The organism is Solirubrobacter pauli (genome assembly GCF_003633755.1).
GTDB lineage: Bacteria > Actinomycetota > Thermoleophilia > Solirubrobacterales > Solirubrobacteraceae > Solirubrobacter > Solirubrobacter pauli.
The window spans coordinates 3201061-3224607 of the sequence record NZ_RBIL01000001.1 but is presented as its reverse complement, the minus strand read 5'-3'; the positions used below and the strand labels follow the sequence as shown (position 1 = coordinate 3224607).

The 23547-nt window shown below is 71.7% G+C and carries 22 protein-coding genes and 1 riboswitch; of the genes, 12 read left to right on the top strand and 10 right to left on the bottom strand.

Annotation, left to right across the window (positions count from 1 at the left end; translation table 11 throughout):
* Positions 1 to 8: 8 nt before the first annotated feature.
* From C8N24_RS15155 to C8N24_RS15145, 3 genes are all read right to left on the bottom strand, one after another.
* Positions 9 to 989: a carbohydrate ABC transporter permease gene (locus C8N24_RS15155; protein ID WP_121251088.1), complete on the bottom strand. Its 981-nt coding sequence runs from the start codon at positions 987 to 989 to the stop codon at positions 9 to 11.
* A complete protein-coding gene (locus C8N24_RS15150) occupies positions 989 to 2371 on the bottom strand; it encodes a sugar ABC transporter substrate-binding protein (RefSeq protein ID WP_121251086.1) in 1383 nt (460 codons plus the stop codon). Before C8N24_RS15150 ends, C8N24_RS15155 begins: the two co-directional genes overlap by 1 nt.
* A 94-nt stretch (positions 2372 to 2465) precedes the next feature.
* Positions 2466 to 3497 (bottom strand): LacI family DNA-binding transcriptional regulator, encoded by a 1032-nt coding sequence (locus tag C8N24_RS15145; protein WP_170179115.1) that lies wholly within the window; start codon positions 3495 to 3497, stop codon positions 2466 to 2468.
* A 46-nt stretch (positions 3498 to 3543) separates the two neighbouring features.
* On the opposite strand from C8N24_RS15145, the gene C8N24_RS15140 reads away from it, so the two are divergent.
* Positions 3544 to 4251 (top strand): DUF8091 domain-containing protein, encoded by a 708-nt coding sequence (locus C8N24_RS15140; protein WP_147447817.1) that lies wholly within the window; start codon positions 3544 to 3546, stop codon positions 4249 to 4251.
* Here the strand turns inward: C8N24_RS15140 and C8N24_RS15135 are convergent.
* Positions 4248 to 5597, bottom strand: coding sequence for an HD-GYP domain-containing protein (locus C8N24_RS15135; RefSeq protein WP_121251079.1), 1350 nt, complete (start codon positions 5595 to 5597; stop codon positions 4248 to 4250). The genes C8N24_RS15140 and C8N24_RS15135 overlap by 4 nt on opposite strands.
* A 136-nt stretch (positions 5598 to 5733) precedes the next feature.
* On the opposite strand from C8N24_RS15135, the gene C8N24_RS15130 reads away from it, so the two are divergent.
* The 3 genes from C8N24_RS15130 (at position 5734) to C8N24_RS15120 (ending at position 8673) form a co-directional block, all read left to right on the top strand.
* On the top strand, positions 5734 to 6393 hold the full coding sequence (locus C8N24_RS15130) for a hypothetical protein (RefSeq protein ID WP_121251077.1): 660 nt from the start codon (positions 5734 to 5736) through the stop codon (positions 6391 to 6393).
* A 79-nt stretch (positions 6394 to 6472) separates the two neighbouring features.
* A complete protein-coding gene (locus C8N24_RS15125; RefSeq protein WP_147447816.1) occupies positions 6473 to 7951 on the top strand; it encodes a CYTH and CHAD domain-containing protein in 1479 nt (492 codons plus the stop codon).
* Entirely contained in the window at positions 7948 to 8673 is a 726-nt protein-coding gene (locus C8N24_RS15120) for a ParA family protein (RefSeq protein ID WP_121251073.1), read from the top strand. The genes C8N24_RS15125 and C8N24_RS15120 overlap by 4 nt, the downstream gene beginning before the upstream one ends.
* Here C8N24_RS15120 and C8N24_RS15115 read toward each other — a convergent pair.
* On the bottom strand, positions 8670 to 9797 hold the full coding sequence (locus tag C8N24_RS15115) for a sigma-70 family RNA polymerase sigma factor (protein ID WP_211339977.1): 1128 nt from the start codon (positions 9795 to 9797) through the stop codon (positions 8670 to 8672). The genes C8N24_RS15120 and C8N24_RS15115 overlap by 4 nt on opposite strands.
* A gap of 241 nt (positions 9798 to 10038) precedes the next feature.
* On the opposite strand from C8N24_RS15115, the gene mptA reads away from it, so the two are divergent.
* Entirely contained in the window at positions 10039 to 11022 is a 984-nt protein-coding gene (gene mptA, locus C8N24_RS15110) for a GTP cyclohydrolase MptA (RefSeq protein ID WP_121251071.1), read from the top strand.
* Positions 10997 to 12115 carry a hypothetical protein gene (locus C8N24_RS15105; RefSeq protein ID WP_121251069.1) on the top strand — a complete coding sequence of 373 codons (1119 nt, stop codon included), beginning with the start codon at positions 10997 to 10999 and terminating at the stop codon, positions 12113 to 12115. Before mptA ends, C8N24_RS15105 begins: the two co-directional genes overlap by 26 nt.
* On the opposite strand, the gene pgsA is transcribed toward C8N24_RS15105, so the two are convergent.
* Positions 12069 to 12623: a CDP-diacylglycerol--glycerol-3-phosphate 3-phosphatidyltransferase gene (gene pgsA / locus C8N24_RS15100; RefSeq protein ID WP_121251067.1), complete on the bottom strand. Its 555-nt coding sequence runs from the start codon at positions 12621 to 12623 to the stop codon at positions 12069 to 12071. The genes C8N24_RS15105 and pgsA overlap by 47 nt on opposite strands.
* Positions 12624 to 12658: 35 nt before the next feature.
* On the opposite strand from pgsA, the gene C8N24_RS15095 reads away from it, so the two are divergent.
* From C8N24_RS15095 to C8N24_RS15085, 3 genes are read left to right on the top strand one after another with little or no spacing between them, the layout of a single operon-like run.
* Positions 12659 to 13894, top strand: coding sequence for a hemolysin family protein (locus C8N24_RS15095; RefSeq protein ID WP_147447815.1), 1236 nt, complete (start codon positions 12659 to 12661; stop codon positions 13892 to 13894).
* Positions 13895 to 13928: 34 nt separating this feature from the next.
* Entirely contained in the window at positions 13929 to 14486 is a 558-nt protein-coding gene (locus C8N24_RS15090) for a response regulator (protein WP_170179114.1), read from the top strand.
* A gap of 20 nt (positions 14487 to 14506) precedes the next feature.
* Positions 14507 to 15088: an ATP-dependent Clp protease proteolytic subunit gene (locus C8N24_RS15085; RefSeq protein WP_121251061.1), complete on the top strand. Its 582-nt coding sequence runs from the start codon at positions 14507 to 14509 to the stop codon at positions 15086 to 15088.
* On the opposite strand, the gene C8N24_RS15080 is transcribed toward C8N24_RS15085, so the two are convergent.
* Positions 15089 to 15874, bottom strand: a complete 786-nt coding sequence (locus C8N24_RS15080; protein ID WP_121251059.1) for a fumarylacetoacetate hydrolase family protein — start codon at positions 15872 to 15874, stop codon at positions 15089 to 15091. It abuts the gene before it with no gap.
* Between the two features lie 52 nt (positions 15875 to 15926).
* Between C8N24_RS15080 and C8N24_RS15075 the strand changes: the two genes are divergently transcribed.
* Together C8N24_RS15075 and C8N24_RS15070 are read left to right on the top strand one after the other, a co-directional pair.
* Positions 15927 to 17402, top strand: a complete 1476-nt coding sequence (locus C8N24_RS15075; RefSeq protein WP_170179113.1) for a sensor domain-containing diguanylate cyclase — start codon at positions 15927 to 15929, stop codon at positions 17400 to 17402.
* 49 nt (positions 17403 to 17451) lie between these two features.
* Positions 17452 to 17619, top strand: a riboswitch (cyclic di-AMP (ydaO/yuaA leader).
* Between the two features lie 4 nt (positions 17620 to 17623).
* Positions 17624 to 19714: a peptidoglycan DD-metalloendopeptidase family protein gene (locus C8N24_RS15070; protein ID WP_147447814.1), complete on the top strand. Its 2091-nt coding sequence runs from the start codon at positions 17624 to 17626 to the stop codon at positions 19712 to 19714.
* 58 nt (positions 19715 to 19772) lie between these two features.
* On the opposite strand, the gene C8N24_RS15065 is transcribed toward C8N24_RS15070, so the two are convergent.
* A complete protein-coding gene (locus C8N24_RS15065) occupies positions 19773 to 20645 on the bottom strand; it encodes a helix-turn-helix domain-containing protein (RefSeq protein WP_211339976.1) in 873 nt (290 codons plus the stop codon).
* 102 nt (positions 20646 to 20747) lie between these two features.
* On the opposite strand from C8N24_RS15065, the gene C8N24_RS15060 reads away from it, so the two are divergent.
* Positions 20748 to 21485, top strand: a complete 738-nt coding sequence (locus tag C8N24_RS15060) for an SDR family oxidoreductase (RefSeq protein ID WP_121251053.1) — start codon at positions 20748 to 20750, stop codon at positions 21483 to 21485.
* Here the strand turns inward: C8N24_RS15060 and C8N24_RS15055 are convergent.
* The gene (locus tag C8N24_RS15055; RefSeq protein WP_121251051.1) at positions 21456 to 21860 is read right to left on the bottom strand and encodes a pyridoxamine 5'-phosphate oxidase family protein; all 405 of its coding nucleotides are present in this window, start codon (positions 21858 to 21860) and stop codon (positions 21456 to 21458) included. The genes C8N24_RS15060 and C8N24_RS15055 overlap by 30 nt on opposite strands.
* Entirely contained in the window at positions 21860 to 23515 is a 1656-nt protein-coding gene (locus C8N24_RS15050) for a DEAD/DEAH box helicase (RefSeq protein ID WP_170179112.1), read from the bottom strand. Before C8N24_RS15050 ends, C8N24_RS15055 begins: the two co-directional genes overlap by 1 nt.
* Between the last annotated feature and the right edge of the window lie 32 nt (positions 23516 to 23547).

Here is a 23547-nt window from a genome sequence, read left to right as displayed (position 1 = left end):
CCGCGCGCTCATGTGACCTCCAGATCTCGCTTGAAGGCGCGGTACCAGAAGGCCACCCACACGCACATCGCGAGCGTGAGCAGCACCGAGGCGGCAGCGCCGAAGCCGAACAGGTTGTTGGAGAACGACTGCCTGACGATCAACGTCATCATCAGGTCGGCGTCCGGGCCCGGGTTGGACCCGAGCATGATGTAGGGGATCGCGAACTGGTAGGTCGCGTAGATCACGCCGAACAGCAGCTGCACGGCGATCAGCGGCCGCAGCAGCGGCAGCGTGATGTAGCGGAAGCGGCGGAGCGGTCCCGCGCCGTCGATCGCCGCCGCCTCGTGCAGCTCCGGCGGCATCGCCTGTAGCCCGGCGAGGAAGAAGATCATCGCGAACGGCAGGCCGCGCCAGACGCTCGGGATGACGATCGCCCACATCGAGTTCCCGCCGAGCAGCCAGATCGGGCGGTCGGAGAGGATGTGCGTGTAGTCGACGAGGACCTTGTTGATGATCCCGACGTCGCTCTGCCACATGAACTGCCAGAGCACGGCGACGACGAAGCTGGGCACGATCCACGGCGCGAGCATCAGCGTCCGCACGAGCCGCTGGCCGCGCATCGGCCGGTTGAGCAGCAGCGCGATCGCCAGGCCGCCGGCGAGTGTTCCCAGGACCACCCAGAACGTGTAGACGGCCGTGTTCTGGACGGCGCCGAAGAACCCGGAGTGCAGCGGGTTCGCCGTGTCGAAGAGGATGCCGCGGTAGTTCTCCAGGCCCGCCCACGGTGCGTCGAAGAGCCGCGCGAAGGTGAACGTGTTGAGCCGCTTGAAGCTCAGCACCACACCACCCGCCGTGGGGATCAGGTGCACGAGCACCATGAACGTCACGGCGGGCGCGATCAGCCCGTAGACGAACCAGTTGCGGCGGCGGCGAGGCCGCCCCGCCCGCGAGGGGAGGACGCGGGCGGAGCTGGCCTCGGGGGGCGGCTGAAGGGTTGTCTGCGCCACTACCCTGCCGACTGGGCCAACAGCCCGTCGGCCTCCTTCGCCGCCGCGTCGAGCTGGGACTTCACGGTCGCCGCGTTGTAGTCCGAGCCGACACCGGCTGCGCTGTCGAGGATGTTCCCGAAGCGCGTCTTGTACGCGTTCTCGATCTGGCCCCACTGCGGGATGGACGCGTACGTCCGGCCCGTCTGGATGGCCTCGAAGAACGCCTTGTGGTTCTCAGAGGAGTCGCCGACCTGCTGCTGGGGGTCCAGCCGGGCCGGGAACATCCCGAGCAACTTCGCGTAGTCGACCTGGGTCTGGTCCTCGGAGAGGAACTTGACCAGCGCCCACGCCTCCGCCGGGTGCTTGGAGCTCTTGAAGACCATCAGGTCCGAGCCGCCGACGAACGTGTACGCCTTGCCGGACGGGCCGGTCGGCATCGGGGCGACGCCGACGTTCTCGCGCGCCTCGTCGCTCCAGGTGTCGTCCTCCGGCCGGTCGACCGAGCCGAGCACCCACGGACCGCCGATCCAGACCGCGAGCCGGCCGCCCTTGAACTGGTTCTCGACCTGCGTGCCGTCGCGCTCGAGCTGGCTCTTGTCGAAGAGGCCGTCCGTGATCAGGTCGGCCATGAACTCCACGCCCTGCTGGGCCTCGGGGGCGTTGATGGTCGACTTCGTCGCGTCGGCGTTGAGCTCGGCTCCGCCGTGGTCCCACACGAACGGCATGACCTGGTGGACGAGGTCGTACGCCTTCTTGCCGGGCGCGCCGAACGGCTTGATGTCCGGCACCTTGTCCTTGATCGCCTGCAGCGTCGCCTTGAACGAGTCGAGGTCCTTGAAGGCCGTGGCGGGATCGACGCCCGCCTTCTCGAGCACGTCCTTGCGGTAGTAGAGCGAGCGCGCCTCGGTGAACCACGGGATCGCCCACGTGCCGTCCTGGCCCTGCACCTGCGTCGTGTTCCAGATGCCCTCGGCGTACGCGCCCTTGCCACCGATCTCCTCGACGCGGTCGGACAGGTCGGTGAAGCCGCCGAGCGCGGCGAAGAACGGCACCTGCGTGGTGCCGGCCTGCGTGATGTCCGGGCCCTCGCCCGCGACCGCCGCGTTGCGGATGCGGTCGAACTGGACGTCCCAGCCGACCTCCTGCACGTCCGCGTTCACGCCGGTCTTGGCCGTGAACGGGGCGACCATCTTCTGCAGGTCCTCCTTCGGCTGCGGCGAGTTCGGCATCGTCCAGAGCGTCAAGGTCACGCCCTTCTCGAGCGTCTCGCCTTGAGCCGCCTGGCCGTTGCTCTTCGGCTTGGCCGCTGAATCACCACTGTCGTCGCCGCAGGCCACGATGGCCGCGGGGGCGAGCATGAGCGCAATCGCCGACGTGACGATCGCAAGCCTCTTCGGCATGGGGTTCTCCCTCCTCCATTGCAAAGCTGACAAAAACGGTTTTGGTACAGCGCGAACGAAATGGCCTGGCGGCCAGAGAGCGGTTTGAGACCTCCTACGGAGTCGCGGTCGAACCGCGTACGACGAGCTCTACGGGGAGCGTCCGCAACGGCGGACGCTCCGGGTCGCCGGCGATGCGCGCCACGAGGGCGTCGCCGGCCGCCGCGCCCAGGCCGAGCTTGTCCTGGCGCAACGTGGTGAGGGGCGGGTTGACGTGGGGGGCGAGCTGGATGTCGTCGAAGCCGACGACCGACAGGTCCTCGGGTACCCGGAGGCCCGCCTCGGCCGCGGCCCGGACGGCGCCGATGGCCATCAGGTCGGCGGCGGCGAAGATCGCGGTGGGCGGCTCGTCGAGCGCGAGCAGCTTGGCCGTCTCGGCGCGCCCGGACTCCGCGTAGAAGTCGCCGTAGCGGACGTACTCGTCGCGGTAGGCGAGCCCGAGCGACTGGATCGCCTCGCGGTAGCCGCGCAGGCGGTCCACGCCCGGCCGCGAGTCGATCATGCCGGTGATGGTGGCGATCCGGCGGTGGCCGAGGTCGTGCAGGTGGCGGACGGCGGCGGCCGCGCCGGCCTCGTTGTCGCTCATCACGACCTCGGTGCGCGGACCCTCGAGCTGCATGTCGATCGCGACGCAGGGGATCTCCCCACGCACGAGCCGGCGCACCTCGGAGTCGTCCGGATCGAGGCCGATCAGCGCGCAGCCGTCGACGTTGTGGTGACGCGCGCGCTTGAGGTAGGAGTGCGGGCCGTAGCCGCCGCCGGGCCGCTCGGACGCGAACAGCAGCAGGTCGAACCCCTCGCGGCCGACGCGCTGCTTGAGCCCGCCGAGGACCTCGTGGAAGAACGGGTGCTGGAGGTCCGGGTGACCTTCGCCGGTCTCCATGAACACGCCGATCACGTGCGAGCGCTGGGTGACCAGCGAGCGGGCCGCGGCGGCGGGCGTGTAGTCGAGCTCCGACGCGAGGCGCATAATGCGCTCGCGCGTCTCGGGACGCACGTCGGCGTAGCCGTTGAGGGCTCGACTGACGGTGCCGACAGACACGCCGGACCGCCGCGCGAGCTCGCGGATTGTGACTCTCTCCTCCATCTCCAAAAACGGTTTCGGAAACCGTGGGCGGCAGTATGCACGGAGCATGGCAAAAGGTCAAGGAACAATTTGCGCGAAGCTGTGCGCCGTGATCGGCGTCCTGCGCGAAGGCCCCCTCCACCGCGACCTGAAGGCGCTGCTCGCCGCGCCTGGGGACGCGTTCGAGGTCAAGGTCGACGGATACGTGATCGACCTGGTCCGTTCCGACGGCGAGCTGGTCGAGATCCAGACCGGGGGTTTCTCCCCGCTCCGATCAAAGCTCGACGCGCTGCTGGACCGCCACCGCGTCCGGATCGTGCATCCCGTCCCGACCGAGCGCCGGATCATCCGCGTCGACGAGCAGGGCGAGGTGCTCTCGACCCGGCCGTCGCCCAAGAAGCCCGGCCCGGCGACGATCTTCGAAGGCCTGGTCTCCTTCCCCACGTTGCTCAGCCACCCGAACCTGACGATCGAGGTGCTCCTGTGCCGGGAGGACCACGTGCGCGCGCCCGCCCCGGTGCGCGGTCGGCGCTACATGCGCGACCCCGGCCAGCGCCGGCTGCGCGACGTCCTCGACCGGGTCGAGCTGACCGGCGGCGCGGACGTCGCCAAGCTGCTGCCCGCGCTCGAAGCGCCGTTCACCACGCGTGAGCTGGCGAAGGCGATGAAGGTGCCGCTGCCGCTCGCGCAGAAGGCGGCGGCGTGCTGCCGGGCGCTGGAGGTCTTCACGGACGCGGGCAAGCGCGGCCGCGCGCCGCTGCACGGCTGGGCCTAGGCCACCGAGAGCTGCTCGGTGGCCGCCGGCTCGGCGTCGCCCGGTTGCACGAGCGCCAGCATCGCCTCGACGACGGTCGGGTCGAACTGGCTCCCCGCGCACGCGACGAGCTCCTGGCGCGCGATCGCGAACGGCAGCGACTTCCGGTACGAGCGGTCGGTGGTCATCGCGTTCCAGCTGTCGCAGGCCGCGATGATGCGGGCCTCGACCGGGATCGCCTCGCCGGCCAGGCCGTCGGGATAGCCGCCGCCGTCCCAGCGCTCGTGGTGGCTCCGGACGATCCGACCGACGTCGCTCATGAACCCGCCGACGCGGTCGAGCATGGCCTGCCCTTCGGTCGTGTGGGTCTTGATGACCTGCCACTCGTGCGGATCCAGGCTGCCCGGCTTGTTGATGATCTCCTTCGGGATCGCGATCTTGCCCACGTCGTGCAGCAACGCGCCGAACTCGAGGTTGCGCAGCCGCTCCGGTGAGAGGCCGAGCCGGTCCCCGACCTCCATGGCGAGCTGCACGACGCCGCGGCAGTGCTCGCCGGTGTAGGCGTCGTCGGCCTCGACCACGTCCCCGAGGACGTAGGCCGTGCCGCGGTACGCGTTCGACAGCTCCGCCAGCGAGCGCAGGCGCTCCCGCCGCTCCCGCGCGAACACCGCCAGCACGCCGAGCAGGGGCACGAGCGCGACCGGCGCCCATGGATGCGCCGCCGCCGACAGGCCCACGATCAGCCCGATCGGCGCGAGCGCCGCGTCGATGGCCACGACGAGGCGCAGCTCGCGGATCTGCTCGAGCAGGTTCGGGCCGCGCAGCGCCGCCTCGCGCAGCGCCGAGGCGATGACGTCGATCACGAACTGGCCCGCGAGCGCCGCGATCAGCACGGCCGGAGCGGCGACGCGCGCGTCGTCCGCGCCGGCGGCGATCAGCACGAGCGCGGGACCGAGCGAGAACCAGCCGTTGCCGAACGTGACCCACAGGCGCGAGAGCGAGGCGCGGCCGCGCATCAGGTCGGGCACGCGGACGAGGACCCACGCCACGCCGACCAGCAGCGGGACGTGGGTCGCCGGGGCCACGAACAGCAGCGGCACGAAGGCGAGCTGGGTCGGCACCGCGAACCCGCCCGAGATGTCGAACTCGACCCTGGCCGCCACGACGAAGGCCAGCACCGCACCGGCGACCGCCAGCACGGACACGCCCGTGAGGTCACCGCTCGCCGCGAGCGCGAGCGCGAGCGCCGCGAACGCGCCGCCGAAGACCCGCTCGACCCGCGCCTCGCGCCGGGCGAGCCCGCCTTCACGCAGGCGCAGCTCGTCGAGGATGCGCTCCTGCTCGGCCAGATTCGGGTCAAGGCCCATGGGCCAGTGATTCGGCCGCTGCGCCGCGCCCTTGAGACACCAACAGACGTCCAGTCGGCCGTTTCGCCGGCGGTGCGTGCCGATGACTGAGGGCAGAGGCCGGGACGGAGCCCGGCGGAGGAACGCAAAGGACCACATGAAGACCCTGCTGAAGTGCGCGGCCGTCACCGGCGCCGCGCTCGCTTGCACCGCGTCGCCGGCCCTTGCCGACGACGAGTACACGACGGACCAGATCGCGCCCTCGTGGACGGCCGCCTCGGCCGAGAGCTGCGCCGATCCGGACACCTCGCCGCTGCTGTCGGCGTTCAAGGACGACGACTTCTACGCCCCCGCTCCCGGCGGGACGTTCGAGACCGGCGCCGCCGGCTGGCAGCTCGAGGGCGGTGCCTCGGTCGTCGCCACGCCCGGCGACCGGACCGTGACCGGGAACAGCGACTCGGCGCTCGACCTCCCGGTCGGCTCGACCGCGACCAGCCCGACGTTCTGCGTGGACGAGCGCTATCCGCACTTCCGCTTCCTGCTCGCCCAGGCCACCGAGAAGGCCGAGGCCGAGGTGCGCGTGGAGGTGCTCTACCCCGGCCTCGCCGACAAGAACGTCCGCAAGGCCAAGGACCTAAAGGCCAAGTACCAGGGCCGCTGGGAGCTGACCGACCGGATCAAGCTCGAGCCGCTGCACGGCCTCAAGAAGGGCGGCGGTTGGCGCCTCGTCGCCATCCGCCTGCACGTGAAGGACGCCAAGCCCGGGTCGGTGGTCCGCGTCGACGACGTGCTCGTCGATCCGCGGGCGCGCGCCTGACCCAGTCAGGATCCTCTGCGGGGCGAATCTCGCCTTGCAGAGCCAATTGTTAACGCTCGGTCTGCGACACTCGTCGCGGATGCCGGTTGTAACGCACGTGTTACCGGAAGGGGCCGACCTCTCGTCGGCCCGTTCCGCGCTGACCGACCACCTGCCGCTGCGCGCTGGCCGGGCGACGCGCCGCACGACGACGTTCTACGACACCTTCGACGGTCGCCTCCACGGGGCGGGGCTCACGCTCCAGCACACGGGCACGGCGCTCGCCCTGAGCGTCCGCGAGACGGGCGACGAGGTGGCGTCCGCCACGGTCGGCGCCGCGCCGAAGCGGCTGTTCGACCGCGACCTGCCGGCGGCGTTGGCGAAGTGGCTCGCGCCCGAGATCGAGATGCGCGCGCTGTTGCCGGTCGCCCGGCTGCGCACCCACGAGCTGCCGCTCGCGCTGCTCAACGAGGACACGAAGACCGTCGCCCGGCTCACGCTCAGCGTCACCGACGACGGCACGCGCGGACGGGTGACCGCGACCGCGATCCGCGGCTATGAGTCGGCCCTCGAGCGCGTGCAGACGACGCTGGTCGAGAAGCTCGCGCTCCCCGAGGCCACGGTCCCGCTCGTCGACGAGGCGATCGCCGCCGCGGGCGGGCAGCCGGCCGGGACGAGCGCCAAGCTCAGCCTCGCGCTGGACCCCGACGAGCCCGCGAACGTCGCCGCCGCGCGCGTGTTCACCCGCCTCGTCGAGGTCATCCGCGACAACTTCCCGGGCACGCTGGACGACGTCGACTCCGAGTTCCTGCACGACCTGCGCGTCGCCGTCCGCCGCACGCGCAGCCTGCAGCGCCAGTTCAAGACCGTCTACCCGGAGCGGCTGCAGCACTTCCGCGACGAGTTCAAGCGCATCCAGGGCGTCACCGGCGACCTGCGCGACCTGGACGTCTACCTGCTCGACTTCGACGACCTCAAGGCGTCGCTGCCCGAGAAGATGCAGGCCGACCTCGAGCCGCTGCGCACCGTGATCGAGCGCCGTCGCGCCCGCGCGTTGACCGCCACGCGGCGCGCGCTGCGAGCCGAGCGCACCGCGGGCGCCCTGAGCGACTGGGAGCGGTTCGTCACCGACCGCCGGCCGTCCGACCGCACCGTGGGAAGCCTCGCCTCGCACCGGATCACGCAGGTCTACCGGAAGATGGTCAAGCTGGGGTCGGCGATCGACGACGACTCGCCCGCCGAGGACCTGCACGAGCTGCGCAAGGTCGGCAAGGAGCTGCGCTACCTGCTCGAGTTCTTCGCCAGCCTCTACCCGACCGAGGTCGTCAAGCCGTTCGTGAAGACGTTGAAGGGCCTGCAGGACCAGCTCGGCCGGTTCCAGGACCGCGAGGTGCAGGCCAACGCGCTGCGCGAGCTCGCGCCCGCGCTGCAGGACTCCCCGCACACCGTCATGGCCATGGGCGTGCTCGTCGAGCGCTTCATGCAGGAGGAGCTCGCCGCCCGCGCCGAGTTCGCCGAGCGCTTCGAGGCGTTCGCGTCCAAAGCTCAGCGCGCCATCGTCAAGGAGCACTTCGGATGAGCCGCGTTCTGGCCACGTACAACATCAAGGGCGGCGTCGGCAAGACGTCCGCGGCGGTCAACCTGGCCACGCTCGCGGCGCACGATGGCGCGCAGACGCTGCTCTGGGACCTGGATCCGCAGGGCGCGAGCACGTACCTGTTCCGCGTCAAGCCCAAGATCAAGGGCGGCGGCGCCAAGCTCGTGCGCGGCAAGACCGACGTGGACGGCCAGATCAAGGGGACCGACACGGACGGCCTGGACCTGCTGCCGGCCGACTTCTCCTACCGGCACATGGACCTGGCGCTGGACGGCGCGAAGACCAACCGCCTGAACCGGGTGATCAAGCCCCTGGGCGAGTACGAGTACGTCTTCCTGGACTGCCCGCCGAGCATCAGCCTCGTCTCCGAGAACGTCTTCGAGGCCGCCGACGCGCTGCTCGTGCCGATCATCCCCGCCACGCTCTCGAGCCGGACGCTCGACCAGCTGCACGAGGTGCTCAGCGGCGGGCCGAAGGTGCTCGGGTTCTTCTCGATGGCCGACCGGCGCAAGAAGCTGCACCGGGAGCTGATGGAGGAGCTGGGCCGCGAGCACGACGTGCTCGAGACCGTGATCCCGACGAGTGCCGACGTCGAGCGGATGGGCGCGGAGCGCGCGGCGCTCGTGGACTTCGCTCCGCGCAGCCGCGCGGCGCTCGCGTACGCGGATCTCTGGAACGAGATCCGCGCGCGATTGGCGTCCTAGGTTGCGTCGCGGAGGCGCTGCGCCTCGGGCAGCGACTCCAACTTCTTGAGCGTGTGGTTCTCGATCTGGCGGATGCGCTCGCGCGTGACGTTGAACGCCCGCCCGACCTCCTCCAGCGTGTACGGACGCGCGCCGGTGAGGCCGAAGCGCATCTCGATGACCTCGCGTTCACGCTGCGGCAGCGCGTCCAGCGCCCGCCGCACGTTCTCCTTGCGGAGGTTCTCCGAGGCGACCTCGAAGGGGGACTCGGCGGCCTCGTCCTCGACGAAGTCGCCCAGCTCGGACTCCTCTTCCTCGCCGATCGGCTTCTCGAGGGACACCGGCTGCTGCGCCATGCGCAGGATGTCGCGCACCTCGCGCACCGAGCACTCCAGCTCGGCGGCGATCTCCTCGGGCAGCGGCTCGCGACCGAGCTGCTGGACGAGCTGGCGCTCGACGTGCACCACCTTGTTGAGCTTCTCGACCATGTGGACCGGGATGCGGATCGTCCGGCCCTTGTCCGCGATCGCGCGCGTGACGGCCTGGCGGATCCACCAGGTGGCGTAGGTCGAGAACTTGTACCCGCGCCGGTAGTCGAACTTCTCCACCGCGCGGATGAGGCCGAGCGAGCCCTCCTGGATCAGGTCCAGGAACGACAGGCCGCGGCCGAGGTAACCCTTGGCGATCGAGACGACGAGGCGCAGGTTGGCCTCGACCATCTCCTGCTTGGCGACGAGGTCGCCGCGCTCGATGCGCCGCGCCAGCTCGACCTCGCGGTCGGCCGTGAGCAGCTGCACCTTGCCGATCGAGCGCAGGTAGAGCCGCAGCGAATCCAGGCTGGGCTCGACCGTCAGGTCGATCTCCGGCTTCTTGGCGTCAGGCGAGTCCTTCGCCGAACGCGCCTCGGGCTCCGAGTTGGTCACCGGCTTGCCTTCGGCCGTGACGATCTCGATCCCCTGGTCCAGCAGGTACGCGTGAAGCTCCGCGATCTGCTCCTTGGTGACCTCCACCTCTTCCAGCGAGGTGGCGATCTGCTCGACGGTCAGGGTCCCCCGATCCTGGCCTTCGGCGATGAGCGGCTTCAGCTCGTCGATCTCCGTGATCGAGGCCTCATCCGCCAACAGTGCTTCGGTCTTGGTGCCCAACCCTCAAATCCTTCGGGACGTAACTTGAGCGAGCCCCGCCCCCGGAGTCGCTCCCATCCGTGCCTATCCGTCTGTTTTGCGACAAGTCGTCGCAGCGGGCGTCGAGTTTTTGGTTTGGCCCCCGTGAACGGAGGGAACTCGTGTGTGCCTTCCGGCTTTGTAGCACGGGATACGTGGTCTGTCTTTGGGAAAACCTTGGTCCATTCGTCCAGGTTCCCCCCGTCCCCTAGGCTTGGTTGTCATGACTCTGCCCTTCGAGGACGTCCAGAGCACCGTTCCCTCGCTGTCGTTGTCGCTCTCGCGGGTGGGCGTGACCAACGTCGAGAAGGTCATCCGCATCCGTGCGAACGGCTCCGAGCAGCTGTTCTCCGCCCGCCTCGACTGCTTCGTCGACCTCGGCCCGCGCCAGAAGGGCGCCCACATGAGCCGGTTCGAGGAAGTGGTCAACGACGCGATCGGCGAGGTCGTGCTCGGCGAGTCGGCGTTCCGCGCCGAGACGCTGGCCGCGCACATCGCCGAGCAGGTGCGTGACCGCCAGGGCGCGCGCCGCGCCGAGGTCCACATCGAGGCCCGCTACCCGGAGCACAAGTCCGCCCCCGTCTCCGGCATCAAGACGCAGGAGATCTACTCGCTCCTCGGCGCCGCCGTCGCCAGCGAGGCCGGCACGCGCCGGCTGATCGGCGTCCGCGCCCAGGGCATGACCGCGTGCCCGTGCGCCCAGATACTCGTGCAGGCGCGCTCGCACGAGCGCCTCGTCGAGGACGGCTTCTCCGAGGACGAGATCCGCCGCATCTTCGAGGCCGTCCCCGTGGCCACGCACAACCAGCGCGGCCTCGGCACGCTCCACATCGGCTGCCCCGAGGACTGCCAGACCGACATCGACGCGACCGAGCTCGTCCAGATCGTCGAGGACTCGATGTCCTCGGAGATCTACGAGCTGATGAAGCGCACCGACGAGGGCGCCGTGGTCGAGAAGGCCCATCGCCGCCCGCGCTTCGTCGAGGACTGCGTGCGCGAGATGATCAAGGGCGTCGTCGACCGCTTCGGCGACCTCTCCGACCGCCACTTCGTCTCCGCGCGCCAGGAGAACCTCGAGACCATCCACCAGCACAACGTGCAGGCCGAGCGCTTCGGGCTGCTCGGCGGGATCCGCAGCGAGATCGCGACGGGCGACCACTCGGCCCATCACGTGTCGCTCCGTGAGTGGCTCGACGGCGCGCACTGACGTCGTCGGGCCCGGCTATGCGATCGACCCGGGCCTCGTGCCCGGGTTCCCGCAGGCGCGCGTACGCGTCTCCGTCGACGGCGTGGAGGTCACCCCGCGGGTCCTGACGCACCGCTGGGACCCGGACTTCACGGAGACCGTCTACGCGCTCACCGACGCGTGCCGGATGACCGAGCGCCGGGGCGTCCGCGGCGACGTCCTGTGCGCGGACTGGTCCTATGACGGCAGCGGCCGCGTGCAGGTGCACGGCGCGCCGACGGCCCGTGGGCTGCGCGTGCCGCTGCGCGGCGGCCGCGCGGTCGGGAACCTCGAGGAGCGGCCGTTCGCGCGCTGGCTCGCCGCTCACGCGCCGCGCCTGACCACCGACTCGCGCGCGCTCGCGGAGATGTACGCCGCGCGCTGGTTCGCCCTCTACGTGGACGGCCCCGGTCCGCTCGCGCTCAAGCTGCGGGACCTGCGCTGGATGCGTTCCGCCGGCGGCGTGGAGGACAAGCTGGCGCGCTGGGACGGTGCCGGCGACCCGTACACGCCCGCGATCGAGCTCGGCGAGCACCACCAGGTGTCCCTGTTCGCCGCGCGCGAGGCGGCGCTGGACGCGGTCGTGGCGCGCGGCGGCTTCTCCGCGGTGCCGCCCCGCCTGGACCAGGCCGTCTGGCACTGGGGCATGGTCCGATCGCTCGGCGGCCCGTCGCTCGCGGTGCCCGTCGCGGCGCGCTTCCTGCACGACGGCTACTTCCGCGACGCGCCGACCATCAGCTGGACCGCCACGCTCCCGTTCCTGCTCGAGGACTACGGCGAGCGCGAGCGGCTGGGGCTCGCGCAGGCGGTCGACGCGCTGACGCTGCGCAGCGACGTCGAGACCTCCTGGGTGCTGCACGTGCTCGGCCGGCTCGGCTGGGCCGACCGTTACGCGCGCGTGTGGAGCGTGTGGGCGCCGACCGGCGCGTGCGCCTGGCTGGACACGTTCTTCCGCGACGTGGCCGGCGCCGGGCTCGCGGACGTCGGCCCGCTGCGGCTCGACGGCGTGCCGTGGAAGGAGGAGGAGGTCAGCTGGGAGCGCGACGGGCCTGGCGGGCGTGCACGAGTGACCTGAAGCCGAAGAAGTAGTCCGCGCCGCTGATCACGGTGATGATCGTCGTCACCCACACGAGCGTGTCGACCCACAGCGGCGAGCCCTCGACGAGGATCAGCACCAGCACCATCGCGACCTGGAAGGCCGTCTTGATCTTCCCCCACAGGTTCGCGGGGATGACCTCGCCGTGCTCCATCGCGAGCTGGCGCAGGCCGGTGACCGCGAACTCACGGGCGATGATCACCATCGCCACCCAGGCCGACACGCGGTCGAGCGAGACGAGGCTCACGAGCGCGGCGGTGACGAGCAGCTTGTCGGCGAGCGGGTCCATCAGCTTCCCGAACGTCGTCACCGACTTTTGACGGCGCGCGATCCAGCCGTCCAGGGCGTCCGTGAACGACGCGAAGATGAACACCGCGGCGGCGACTCCGTCCAGCCCTCCCCCCTCCTGCACGAGCGCCGCGACGAGCACGGGGACGAGCAGGATCCGGAGCAGGGTCAGGACGTTCGGCAGGTTGAGCTCGAACACCCGGGGTTGAACGTTAGCCTGGGTACCCCTTCGACGTGGCCGATCTCCTTCGCATGCTCGCCTTGCTGGCGCTGATCGCCGGCAACGCCTTCTTCGTCATCGGCGAGTACTCGATCGTCACGGCGCGCCGTGGAGCGCTGCGCGCACGCGGTGGTCGCGGCGCCGAGGCGGCGCTGCGCCTGATGGAGGATCCGGTGCGGGTGATCTCCACCGTGCAGGTCGGGATCACGGCCATCGGCGTGCTCAGCGGCATCGTCGGCGAGACGGCGATCCGGAACGTGCTCGGCGACGGTGTGCCTTCGTGGCTGGCGTTCCTGATCGCCTTCGCGCTCGTCACCTACCTGAGCGTGGTGCTCGGCGAGCTGGTGCCGAAGGCGCTGACGCTGGAGAAGGCGGAGCTGCTCGCGTCCCTGGTGTCACGGCCCGTGGAGCTGCTCGCGAAGGTCCTGCGGCCCGTCGTGTGGGTCCTGCAGGGCTCGGCGGGCGTGCTGCTGCGGCCCTTCGGGATCACCGAGGTGATGGCCGGCGACTCGATCTCCTCCCCCGAGGAGCTGCGGGCGCTGGTGGACGAGGCCGAGGGCCAGGGCGTGATCCCGCGCGCGCAGGAGGAGCTGCTGCACAACGTCTTCGACTTCGCCGCCCGCGAGGTGCGGGACGTGATGGTGCCCGAGCCCGACGTCGTCTGGCTCGAGGCGTCGCTGACCGGGGAGGAGGCGCTGGCGACGCTCGTCGAGCACGGGCACGCGCGCTATCCGGTCGGCCGGGAGACGCTGGACCACCTGGTCGGCGTCGTCCACTTCCGCGACCTGGTCGCCTCCCGCGGGGAGCTGGTGGGCGCGCTCGCACGCCAGCCGCCGATCGTGCCCGTGACCAAGGACCTGGGCGCGCTCCTGCGCGAGCTGCGCGAGGGGCGCCAGCAGATGGCGGTCGTGGTCGACGAGTACGGCGGCACCGCCGGGATCGTGACCGTGCACGACGTGCTCGAGGAGATCGTCGGCGAGATCGAGAACGAGTTCGACCTCCCGAACAACGCGCTCGACTGGATCGACGACAAGACGGTCGAGGTGGCCGGGTCGATGACCATCGATGACTTCAATGAGACCGTAGGAACGCAATTGCCGCAGGAGGGTCCGCGGACCCTCGCGGGGCTCGCGTTCGACGCGCTCGGGCGCCGTCCTCGGCCTGGGGACGTGGTCGACGTCGACGGCGTCGCCCTCCGCGTGGAGGATCTCGAAGGGCTGCGGATCACGAAGCTCCGAGTTTCCCTTTAGCCTGAGTTCAGGGCACTCAGAAATGCTCCCCGCCATGACGCGCATCGTGGTCATCGATCCGCAGCCGGCCGTTCGCGCCGGTCTCGCGATGATGCTGCGCACCGAGCCGGGCCTGGTTCCGGTCGGTGTGGCCGTGGGAGCGAAGGACGGCCTGGAGCTGGTCGAGCGCCAGCGCCCGGACGTCGTCCTCCTCGATGCCGGCGAACTCGCGCTCACGCGCCGCCTGCGCGCCCTCGAGCACGCTCCGCGCGTCGTGCTCTACGCCGGCGTCGACGACCCGGCGCTCAACGTCACCGCGCGCGTCGCGGGCGCGGACGGGCTGGTCTCCAAGCACGCGGACGCCGAGCTGCTGTACGCGGCCCTGCGTGCGGTCGGCCGGGGCGGCACCGCGCTGCCGGCGCTGGACCGCGCCCAGCTGGACGCCGTCGCCCACCGCGTGGAGCCGGAGGACCTCGCGCTGCTGGCGATGCTCGTGGACCGCACCGAGCCCGCCGACGTGGCCGCCGCGCTGCGGCAGAACCCGCGCAAACTGGCGCGGCGGATCGAGCGCCTGCTCGTGCGGCTCCGGCCGCCACGCGCCACGGTCGCCTAGACGTCTATCGTGGGGACGTAATGCCTCTCGTCCCCATGGTCATCGAGCGCACCGCCCGCGGCGAGCGCGAGTTCGACATCTTCTCGCGCCTGCTGAACGAGCGGATCATCTTCCTCGGCCAGCCCGTCGACGACCAGATCGCCAACCTGATCGTCGCGCAGATGCTCCACTTGGAGTCCCAGGACCCCGACAAGGACATCTCGCTGTACATCAACTCGCCCGGCGGGTCGATCTACGCGGGCCTGGCGATCTACGACACGATGAACTTCATCAAGCCCGACGTGGCGACGATGTGCGTCGGGATCGCGATGTCGATGGGCTCGCTGCTGCTGACGGGCGGCGCCAAGGGCAAGCGCTTCGCGCTGCCGAACTCGCGCATCCTGATCCACCAGCCGTCGGCCGGCTTCGAGGGCCAGTCGACGGACATCGAGATCCACGCGCGCGAGATCATCAAGACGCGCAAGCGCACCGACGAGATCTACGCGAAGCACACGGGCCAGTCCGAGGAGCAGGTGCACCGGGACATGGAGCGGGACCGCTTCTTCACCGCCGATCAGGCCGCCGAGTACGGCCTGATCGACCGCGTGATCCACACGCACTAGCTAGGCGATGCGGTGCTCGATCGCGCCTAGCTGCTCGATCTCGCACCTGACGGTGTCGCCGGGCTGCAGGTAGCGGGGCGGATCGAACGCCTCGCCGACGCCGCTCGGCGTGCCCGTCAGGACGATCGCCCCCGGCTCGAGCGTGCACGCCTCGCCGATGAAGTCGACGAGCTCGCGCGGGTTGAAGATCAGGTCGCGCGTGTTGCCGTCCTGGCGCAGCTCGCCGTTGACGTGCGTGGTGATCCGCAGGCCGATCGGGTCGGTCAGCTCGTCCGCGGTCGTGATCCACGGACCCCACGGGCAGGACGTGTCGAAGCCCTTGGCGCGCGTCCACTGCTTCTCGCTGCGCTGGAGGTCGCGCGCGGAGACGTCGTCGGCGACCGCGTAGCCCGCGATCTCGTGGTCGGCACCGATCACGAGGACGAGCTCGGCCTCGTAGTCGAGGGCGTGGCTGGCGCTCGGGGTGACGACGGGACCGCTCGGGGGCGCGCTCGACAGCGGCAGCTTGAGGAAGACGATCGGCTTCTCGGGTCGCTCGTTGCCCAGCTCCGCGATGTGCGCGGCGTAGTTGCGGCCGATGCAGAAGATCGCCGGCGGGCGCAGGATCGGCTCGAGCAGCGTGACGTCCGCGAGGGCGTGCTCGGTGCCCGTCGCGGGGGTCCGGTCACCGTCGGCGAGCAGCTCGAGGACGGTCTTGCCGGTCGTGAAGGTCACGATCCGGTCGCCGCGAACCTCTCCCGCGAGCGTCTCGGATGTGCCTGGAGGATTGAACGTGGCGAGTTTCATTGGACGGATGACCGGCTTTAGAGATCTCGGATCTTTGACGATGATGTCGGACGTGGATGTGACTGCGATTCAGGCTGCGGCTGAAGCGACCTCGACGACCTATCGCTCGTTCGCCGACGCGACGCGGTCGGTGCTGGACCTGCTGGAGCGTCACGTCCCGGATTCCGCGGTCTTCATGGCCCACCTCGACCGGGGTCAGTTCATCCACCGGATCGTGGACGTGCGCCGTGGCGCAGACTACGGCCTACGCTCGAATCAGGCGCTACCCCTCGGCGACGCGTTCTGCTCGCACATGGCGGAGGGCCGCGGCCCGCGCCTGGTCGGCGAGCTCGGGGACGTCGACGTCTACAAGAAGCTCGCGATGCGCCAGCGCACGGGCGCCCGGTCCTACCTGGGCGTGCCCCTCGAGCTCTCCGACGGCACCAAGGTCGGGTCCCTCGCCGCGGTCTCGCGGCGCCGCAACGCCTTCACCGCTGCCGACGAGCAGCTGTTCGTGATGCTCGCCCGCGTATTGGCGGGCGAGCTCGAACGAGAGTCCAACGCACGAGATTTGCGCAGGTTCAACGACATGCTTCGAGATCAGGCCAGGGGAATGGGAGCGATCGGCCGGGTGGCCAAGGCGCTCGCGGCGGGTGATGACGCCCGCCAGTCGATCTGCGAGGCGGCCTGCGAGGTCATGGACGCGCCGGTCGCGTTCCTGCTCGAGCCCTCGGGACGCGACTTCGCCTCCACCGCGATGGCCGGCGCGAACGTCCAGCCCGTGACGATCCAGCCGCGTGGCGACGGGTCGGGCGGCGGCAAGGCGTTCACCGCCAAGGAGGCGTACTTCGTCGCCGACGCGCGCAACCACCCGGCGCTGGCCGCGCCGCTCGTGGAGGCCACCTCCGCGCGCTCGGCCGTGTTCGAGCCGGTCTTGCGCGACGGCGAGGTCGCCGGCGTGCTGATCGTCATCTGGCAGCGTGCGCTGGAGAAGCTGCCCGAGGCGTCGGGCGGGATGCTCAAGCTCGTGGCCGCGCAGGCGGCGATCGCGATCGAGCACGCGGGCCTGCGCGCCCGTGTCGAGGCGCTGGCGCTGACCGACTCGCTGACCGGGCTCGTCACCAAGCGCGTCTTCGACGAGGAGCTGCCGCGCGAGCTGGCGCGCGCCCGCCGTGCCGACACGCCCGTGTCCGTCGCCATCCTCGACCTCGACCACATGGCCGCGTTCAACATGATGCGCGGCGAGGGCGAGGGCGACCGGCTCGTCAAGGAGACCGCGGCGTTCTGGCGCGGCGAGCTCCGCGAGGTGGACGTGCTGGCGCGGCTGGACGGCGTCGAGTTCGCGCTGGTCCTGCCGGGCTGCGGGCTCGCCGAGGCCGTCGAGGTGCTCGACCGCGTGCGCGGCGCGACGCCGCGTGGGCAGACCGCATCGGCCGGCGTGGCGCGCTGGGACGGCGAGGAGCCGGCTGAGCTGCTGATGCTCCGCGCCCAGGATGCGCTCTCGGCCGCGAAGTCCTCCGGCCGAAATGTGACGATCCCGGCCGAATAGCTCAGGTTTACAGAAGTCCGCTCGCCCGTCGTGTAGGCTTCCGGCCTGAAATTCAGCAACGCCGAGTCCGCTCGCCTTCCGAGGTGGGCGGAACGGGGGACCCAAACGGCCATGGTCAGGCCGACTTTGGGGCGAATCGCCGCCTGGTTGGCGGCGTAGCGCAGGCCTTTGCGCGAGCCCGACAGCTAACCCCGTAGGCACGAGGCCCTAAGGAGTGAGAGTTGTCGGCTCACGAGTTGTCGTTCCCGTATGAAGTTGCCCGTAACCGCGATCTGAGCGACGCGGATCTGTGGCAGCGCTCGCTGCGCCAGTCGGTCCATCGGCGTGAGATCACCGAGGCCGCGCGCAAGCACGCGATGCGCCGCAAGAGCGCGGCGGTGGCCGTGACCGCCTCGATGGCGGCCGGTCCGGTCGCCGCGCCGTTCGCGGCGGTGGCGTCGGTGGGCAGTGGTTCCGCCGTGTCCACGAAGACGGCCGGCGGCGGCGCGGGTGGTTCCGCGATCTCGCTGCCGTCGGGCGCGCTGGTCGACTACGGCGACACGGGCGAGGCCGTCGCCGCCGTCCAGAAGGTCGTCGGCGTCGACAACGACGGCATCTTCGGCCCGATCACGCAGGGCGGCGTCAAGCGCTGGCAGCAGGCGAACGGCCTGCCCGCGACCGGCGCCGTGGACGCGAAGACCTGGACGAAGATGTTCCAGTCGTCGGTGTCGTACGTCGGCAAGGACGGCAAGACGACCGTCACGGTGAACGACAAGACCTCCACCCCGCGGGGATCGACCGGCGGCGTGGACGGCCCGGCGCCGACGACGACCAAGCCGCGGACGAAGCAGAAGCCGTCGTCGAAGCGCAGCGACGTCGCCGAGAAGAACCGCAACGCCATCACCAAGCCGCAGTCGGTGACCGACCAGACGGTCCAGGCTCCGGCCGAGGAGACCGCCCCGGCGCCGGCCCCGGCGCAGACGGGCGGCGGCTGCGGCGCGGGCAAGATCGCCTCGCCCGTCTCCGGCACGACGACCGGCGTCTACGGGGAGAACCGCGGCTCGCACGCCCATGCGGGCAAGGACATCGCCGCGCCGACCGGCACCGCCGTCCGCGCCGCCCAGTGCGGCACGGTCACCAAGGCCGGCATGGACGGGTCCGGCTACGGCAACCTCGTGTGCATCGAGCACGAGGGCGGCGTCTCCACCTGCTACGCCCACCTCTCGCAGATCAACACCAAGGTCGGCACGTACGTCCATGTCGGCGACGTCATCGGCAAGGTCGGCTGCACCGGCTCCTGCACCGGCCCGCACCTCCACTTCGAGGTCCGTGAGAACGGCAAGACCGTCAACCCGGACAGCTACCTGACCGGCGCCAAGACGATCGCGGGCGCCGCCCCGAAGACCGGCAAGCTCGCCACGGAGTCGACCGGCAGCGCCGCCGCCTGGGGCGAGGCCACGCCGGCCTCCTCGGCCGAGACCGAGGCGACGCTGGCCGCGGCCTACAACGCCGCGGCGGACGCGACGGCGACGGCTGCGGTCGCGCCGGCCACGACGGGCGAGGTCGCTCCGGTCACGACGGACGCCGCCGCGGCTGCCGCTGCCACGGGCGAGGTCGCGCCGGCGACGGACGCCGCGACGACGCCGGCGAACGGCGCATCGACGGACGGGTCGGCCGGCCAAGCCGCCCCGGCCACGACCGACGCCGCCGCGGCTCCGGCCGAGACCGCCCCCGCCGCGACGCCGGCCGCAGCCGCTGAGACGCCCGCGCCGGCCCCGGCCGCCGAGGCGCCCGCCGAGACCGCGCCGGCCGCCGAGACGCCCGCGCCCGCCCCGGCCGCCGAGGCCGCGCCGGCCGCCGAAGCGCCCGCGCCGGCTCCCGCCGAGACCGCGCCGGCCGCCGAAGCGCCCGCGCCGGCTCCCGCCGAGACCGCGCCGGCCGCCGAAGCGCCCGCGCCGGCTCCCGCCGAGACCGCGCCGGCCGCCGAAGCGCCCGCGCCGGCTCCCGCCGAGACCGCGCCGGCCGCCGAGACGCCCGCCCCGGCTCCCGCCGAGACCGCGCCGGCCGCCGAGACGCCCGCGCCGGCGCCCGCCGAGACCGCGCCGGCCGCCGAAGCGCCCGCTCCGGCTCCCGTCGCCGAGGCTCCGGCCGAGACCACTCCGGCGCCCGTCGCCGAGACGCCCGCCCCGGCTCCCGCCGAGGCCGCTCCCGTCGCCGAGACGCCGGCGCCGGTGGCCGAGTCCACTCCCGCGCCTGTCGCGGAAACGCCTGCCGCTCCGGCTGACGCTGCCCCCGCTGAGGAGACGGGCGCGGCTGTCGCACCCGTCGGGTAGCGGCTCGTCCGCGGCTGGTGGCGCCCGTCGTGTCGGCGACGGGCGCCGCCGCGCGGGCTCAGGCGCCGCGCGTGAGTCGCTTGACCCGCGGTTTCCGCGAGTCAGACGACTCGCCGGCCACCATCGTGGCCAGCAGGTTCAGGGCGCGTTCGCTCGGGCTGCCCGGCTGGGCGTGGTAGACGACGAGCTGCTGACCCTCGGCGCCGTTGACGGTCAGGGTCTCGTACTCGACCGTGACCCCGCCGACGAGCGGGTGGTTGAGGATCTTCTGGCCCTCGGTCTTGGCGCGCACGTCGTGGCGGGCCCACAACCGGCGGAAGTGCTCGCTCTTGAGGGACAGCTCGCCGACGAGCGAGATCAGCTCGGGGTCGTCGACGTCGGCGCCGGCCGTGGCCCGGAGGGCGGCGACGGTGTCCGCGGCGACCTGGTCGTACTCGGCGTAGAGGATGCAGGAGGCGTCGCGCTCGAGGAAGATCGTCCGGACGATGTTGCCGCGGGTGGCGCAGACCGGGTAGAGGGCCTCGGCGAGGCGGTTGGCCGCCAGGACGTCGAAGTGGCGGCCCGTGATGAACGCGGGCGAGTGCGGCCACGCCTCCATCATCCGCAGCAGGCCGGGGCGCACGCGCTCGACGCGCGGACGGGAGCGCCGCGGCGGCGCGTCCGCGTGGCGCGCGAGCTCGTGCAGGTGCGCGGTCGCGTCGCCGTCGAGCTGCAGGGCCGTCGCCAGGGCGTCGAGCACCTGGGCGGAGGGATGGCGGTCGCGGCCCTGCTCGAGCCGCACGTAGTAGTCGGCCGAGACGCCCGCGAGCAGCGCGAGCTCCTCTCGACGCAAGCCGGGCACGCGGCGGCGGCCGCTGCCCTCGAGGCCCACGTCCTCGGGGCGGACGAGCTCGCGGCGTGCGCGCAGGAAGTCGCCGATCCGGTTGTCCACGCCTCCACCGTAGTGCGCGCCGCGCCGTCGAGGGTGGCCCTGGCAGGTCCAGGGTCGGGAGGGCTCTGGCTACGGCCGCCGTCCGCCGCCACCGTGGAGGCCATGAGCACGAACTTGAGCTTCGAGGGCCGCGTCGCGGTCGTCACCGGCGCGTCCAGCGGCATCGGCGCCGCCACCGCAGAGCGCCTCGTCGCGGCGGGCGCGAAGGTCGCCGCCGTCGCGCGCCGCGCCGACCGCCTGCAGGGCCTCGACGGCGTCCTCCCCGTCACCGCCGACATCTCCGACCCCGAGGCCGTGGAGCGCGTCGCCGACGCCGTCCACGCGCAGCTCGGCCGCGTCGACCTCGTCGTGGCGAACGCCGGCGTGATGCTCGGCGCGCCGTTCGAGACCGCCGCCGTCGACGAGTGGGAGCGGATGATCGACGTCAACGTCCGCGGCCTGATCCGCACCGGGCGCGTCTTCGCCGACGACCTGCTCGCCGCCGCGGCGGACGGTGGGCCGGCCGACCTCGTCCACGTCGGGTCGATCGCCTCGCACGTGGCGTTCCCGAACTACGGCGTGTACTGCGCGACCAAGGCGGCCGTCGCGCACCTCACGCGCAACCTGCGCACCGAGCTCGGCCCGCGCGGCGTGCGCGTGCGGACCGTCGAGCCGGGCGTCGTCGCGACCGAGCTCGGGGCCGACATGACCGACCCGGCCGGGCTGGCCGTCCTCGAGCAGCTGCGGGAGATGGTGACGCTCGAGGCGGGCGACATCGCCGACGCGATCCTCTACGCCGCGGCCGCCCCCGCGCACGTCAACGTCGCCGAGCTAGTCGTCGTCCCGACCGCGCAGGGCTGAGCGGGTCTCCGCGTCGCCCTCGGCGGCGTCCGCGGACGTCCAGTGCCACGCGACCCCGGCGTCGATCTCGAAGCGGAGGCTCGCGTGGTCTGAGATCGAGTCGACGTCGACGCGCACCACCGCGATCCGCTCCAGCTCCCGCTCGACCGTCGCCCGGCCGTGCACGGTGAACGAGAGCCCTTCGGCGAGGATCGTGACCGCGCAGCGCGGGTCGCTCCGCAGCCGTACGAGCGACTCGCGGCGCAGCGCCAGCGCGAACGCGAGCGCCCGGTCGCCGCGCCGGACCGCCGTCGACACGGGGATGGCGTGCGGGTCGCCCGCCCCCGTGGAGAGCACCGTGACGGTGCCCTCCGGCCAGTCCGGCAGCGCGTCCACTACTTGCGGTTCAGCTCCTTCTCGAGCAGCCGGTTGGCGCGCTCGAGCTGCTCGTCCGTCGCCTTGTCGACCGACTTGACGCCGACCTCGCGGTTCACCCACGCGTTGACCTTGCTGTGCGGCTCCTTGTCGCGCCGCGCGATCAGCGCCACCAGGTTGTGCCGCTCGGCCCGCAGGCGCTCACGCTTCTCGAACGACGTCTCGGGCTCCGGCGGCGCGGCCTGCACGACCGGCATCGCGAACGCGGCCAGCGCGGGCGAGATCTCCGGCTCCGGGTCGGCGAACAGCTGCATCGCCTCACCGGGCTGCGTGGTCTGCAGCACCTCCTCGTCGCGCTGGGCGGACGACCACAGCGCGCGGAACGGCTCCTTCGCCTCCGTCCGCTCGGCCCGCTCGGTCTCCTCGGGCGCGACCGACTCGAAGACCAGCGCGTGCTTGCGCTCCTCCTCGATCGCGATCGCGAGCCGCTTGAGCCGCGGGTCCGACGGCAGGAAGACGTGCGCCATCTGGTCCTTCGGCTCCGGCGTGCGGCGGATGAACCGCCCGATCACCTGGCGGAAGAACAGCTCGGTGCGCGAGTTGGTCGCGTACACGCCGACGCGCAGGCGCGGCACGTCGACCCCTTCGGAGACCATCAGCACCGACACGAGCCACGGCTCGCTGCCGGCGGAGAAGCGCGCGATCCGCTGCGACGCGTCCGCCGCGTCCGAGTGGACGACGTCCGGCTTCTCGCCGGTGATCCGCGCGATCCGGCCCGCCAGCTTGTCGGCGTGCTCCTTGTCCATCGCGATCACGAGCCCACCCGCGTTCGGATGGTCACCGGCGCGGATCTTGACCAGCTCGTCGTTGGCGTCGCGCAGGACGTGCGTGATCCAGTCGCCGTCGGCGTCCAGCGCCGTGCGCAGCCGCCGCGCCGCCTCGGGCGCCGGCAGCACGACGTCGAACCCCGCCCGCCGGACCTTGCCGTCCGACACCCACTCCATCTCGCCGCCGTACGTGTGGAACGTAACCGGCCGGCAGACGTTGTCGATCAGCGCCTGCGTGTACCCGTAGTCGTAGTCCGCCGCCGACACGCCCTCGTCGTCGTACACGACCCACGGGATCGGCGAGTTGTCGGAGCGGAACGGCGTGCCCGACAGCAGCAGCCGGAACTTCGCGTCCCGGAACGCCGTGACCGTCGACTGGCCCCACGACGCGTCCTCGCCCATGTGGTGCGGCTCGTCCGCGATCAGCAGCGTGGGCCGCTCGGCGCACCGCCGCCGGTGGATCTCCGCTCCGGCCGCGACGGTCGCGTACGTGACCGAGATCCCGTGCCGGTCCCGCGGCTCCGGGCCCGCGCTGTTCGGCCGGTTCGGCTCCAGGTGGATCCCGTACCGCGCAGCGTCCAGCGCCCACTGCCGGCAGATGTGCGTCGTCGGCGCGACCACGGCGACGCGCGACACGCGCCCCTCCGACAGCATCCGGTGCGCCACGTGCAAGCCGAACGTCGTCTTGCCGGCCGCGGGCGTCGCCGACGCCAGGAACGCGTCGTTGGAGGACTCGAACACCTGCGCGGCGGCAGCCTGCTGCCACTTCCGCAGCGGACGGTGGGTCGGCCAGGCCGGGAGGTACCGGCCCGCCGTGGGGCGGGGAGGAGCGTCGATCTCGTACGTCACGGGAGGAGGCAGATTAGGGGCCGCTCCGGACG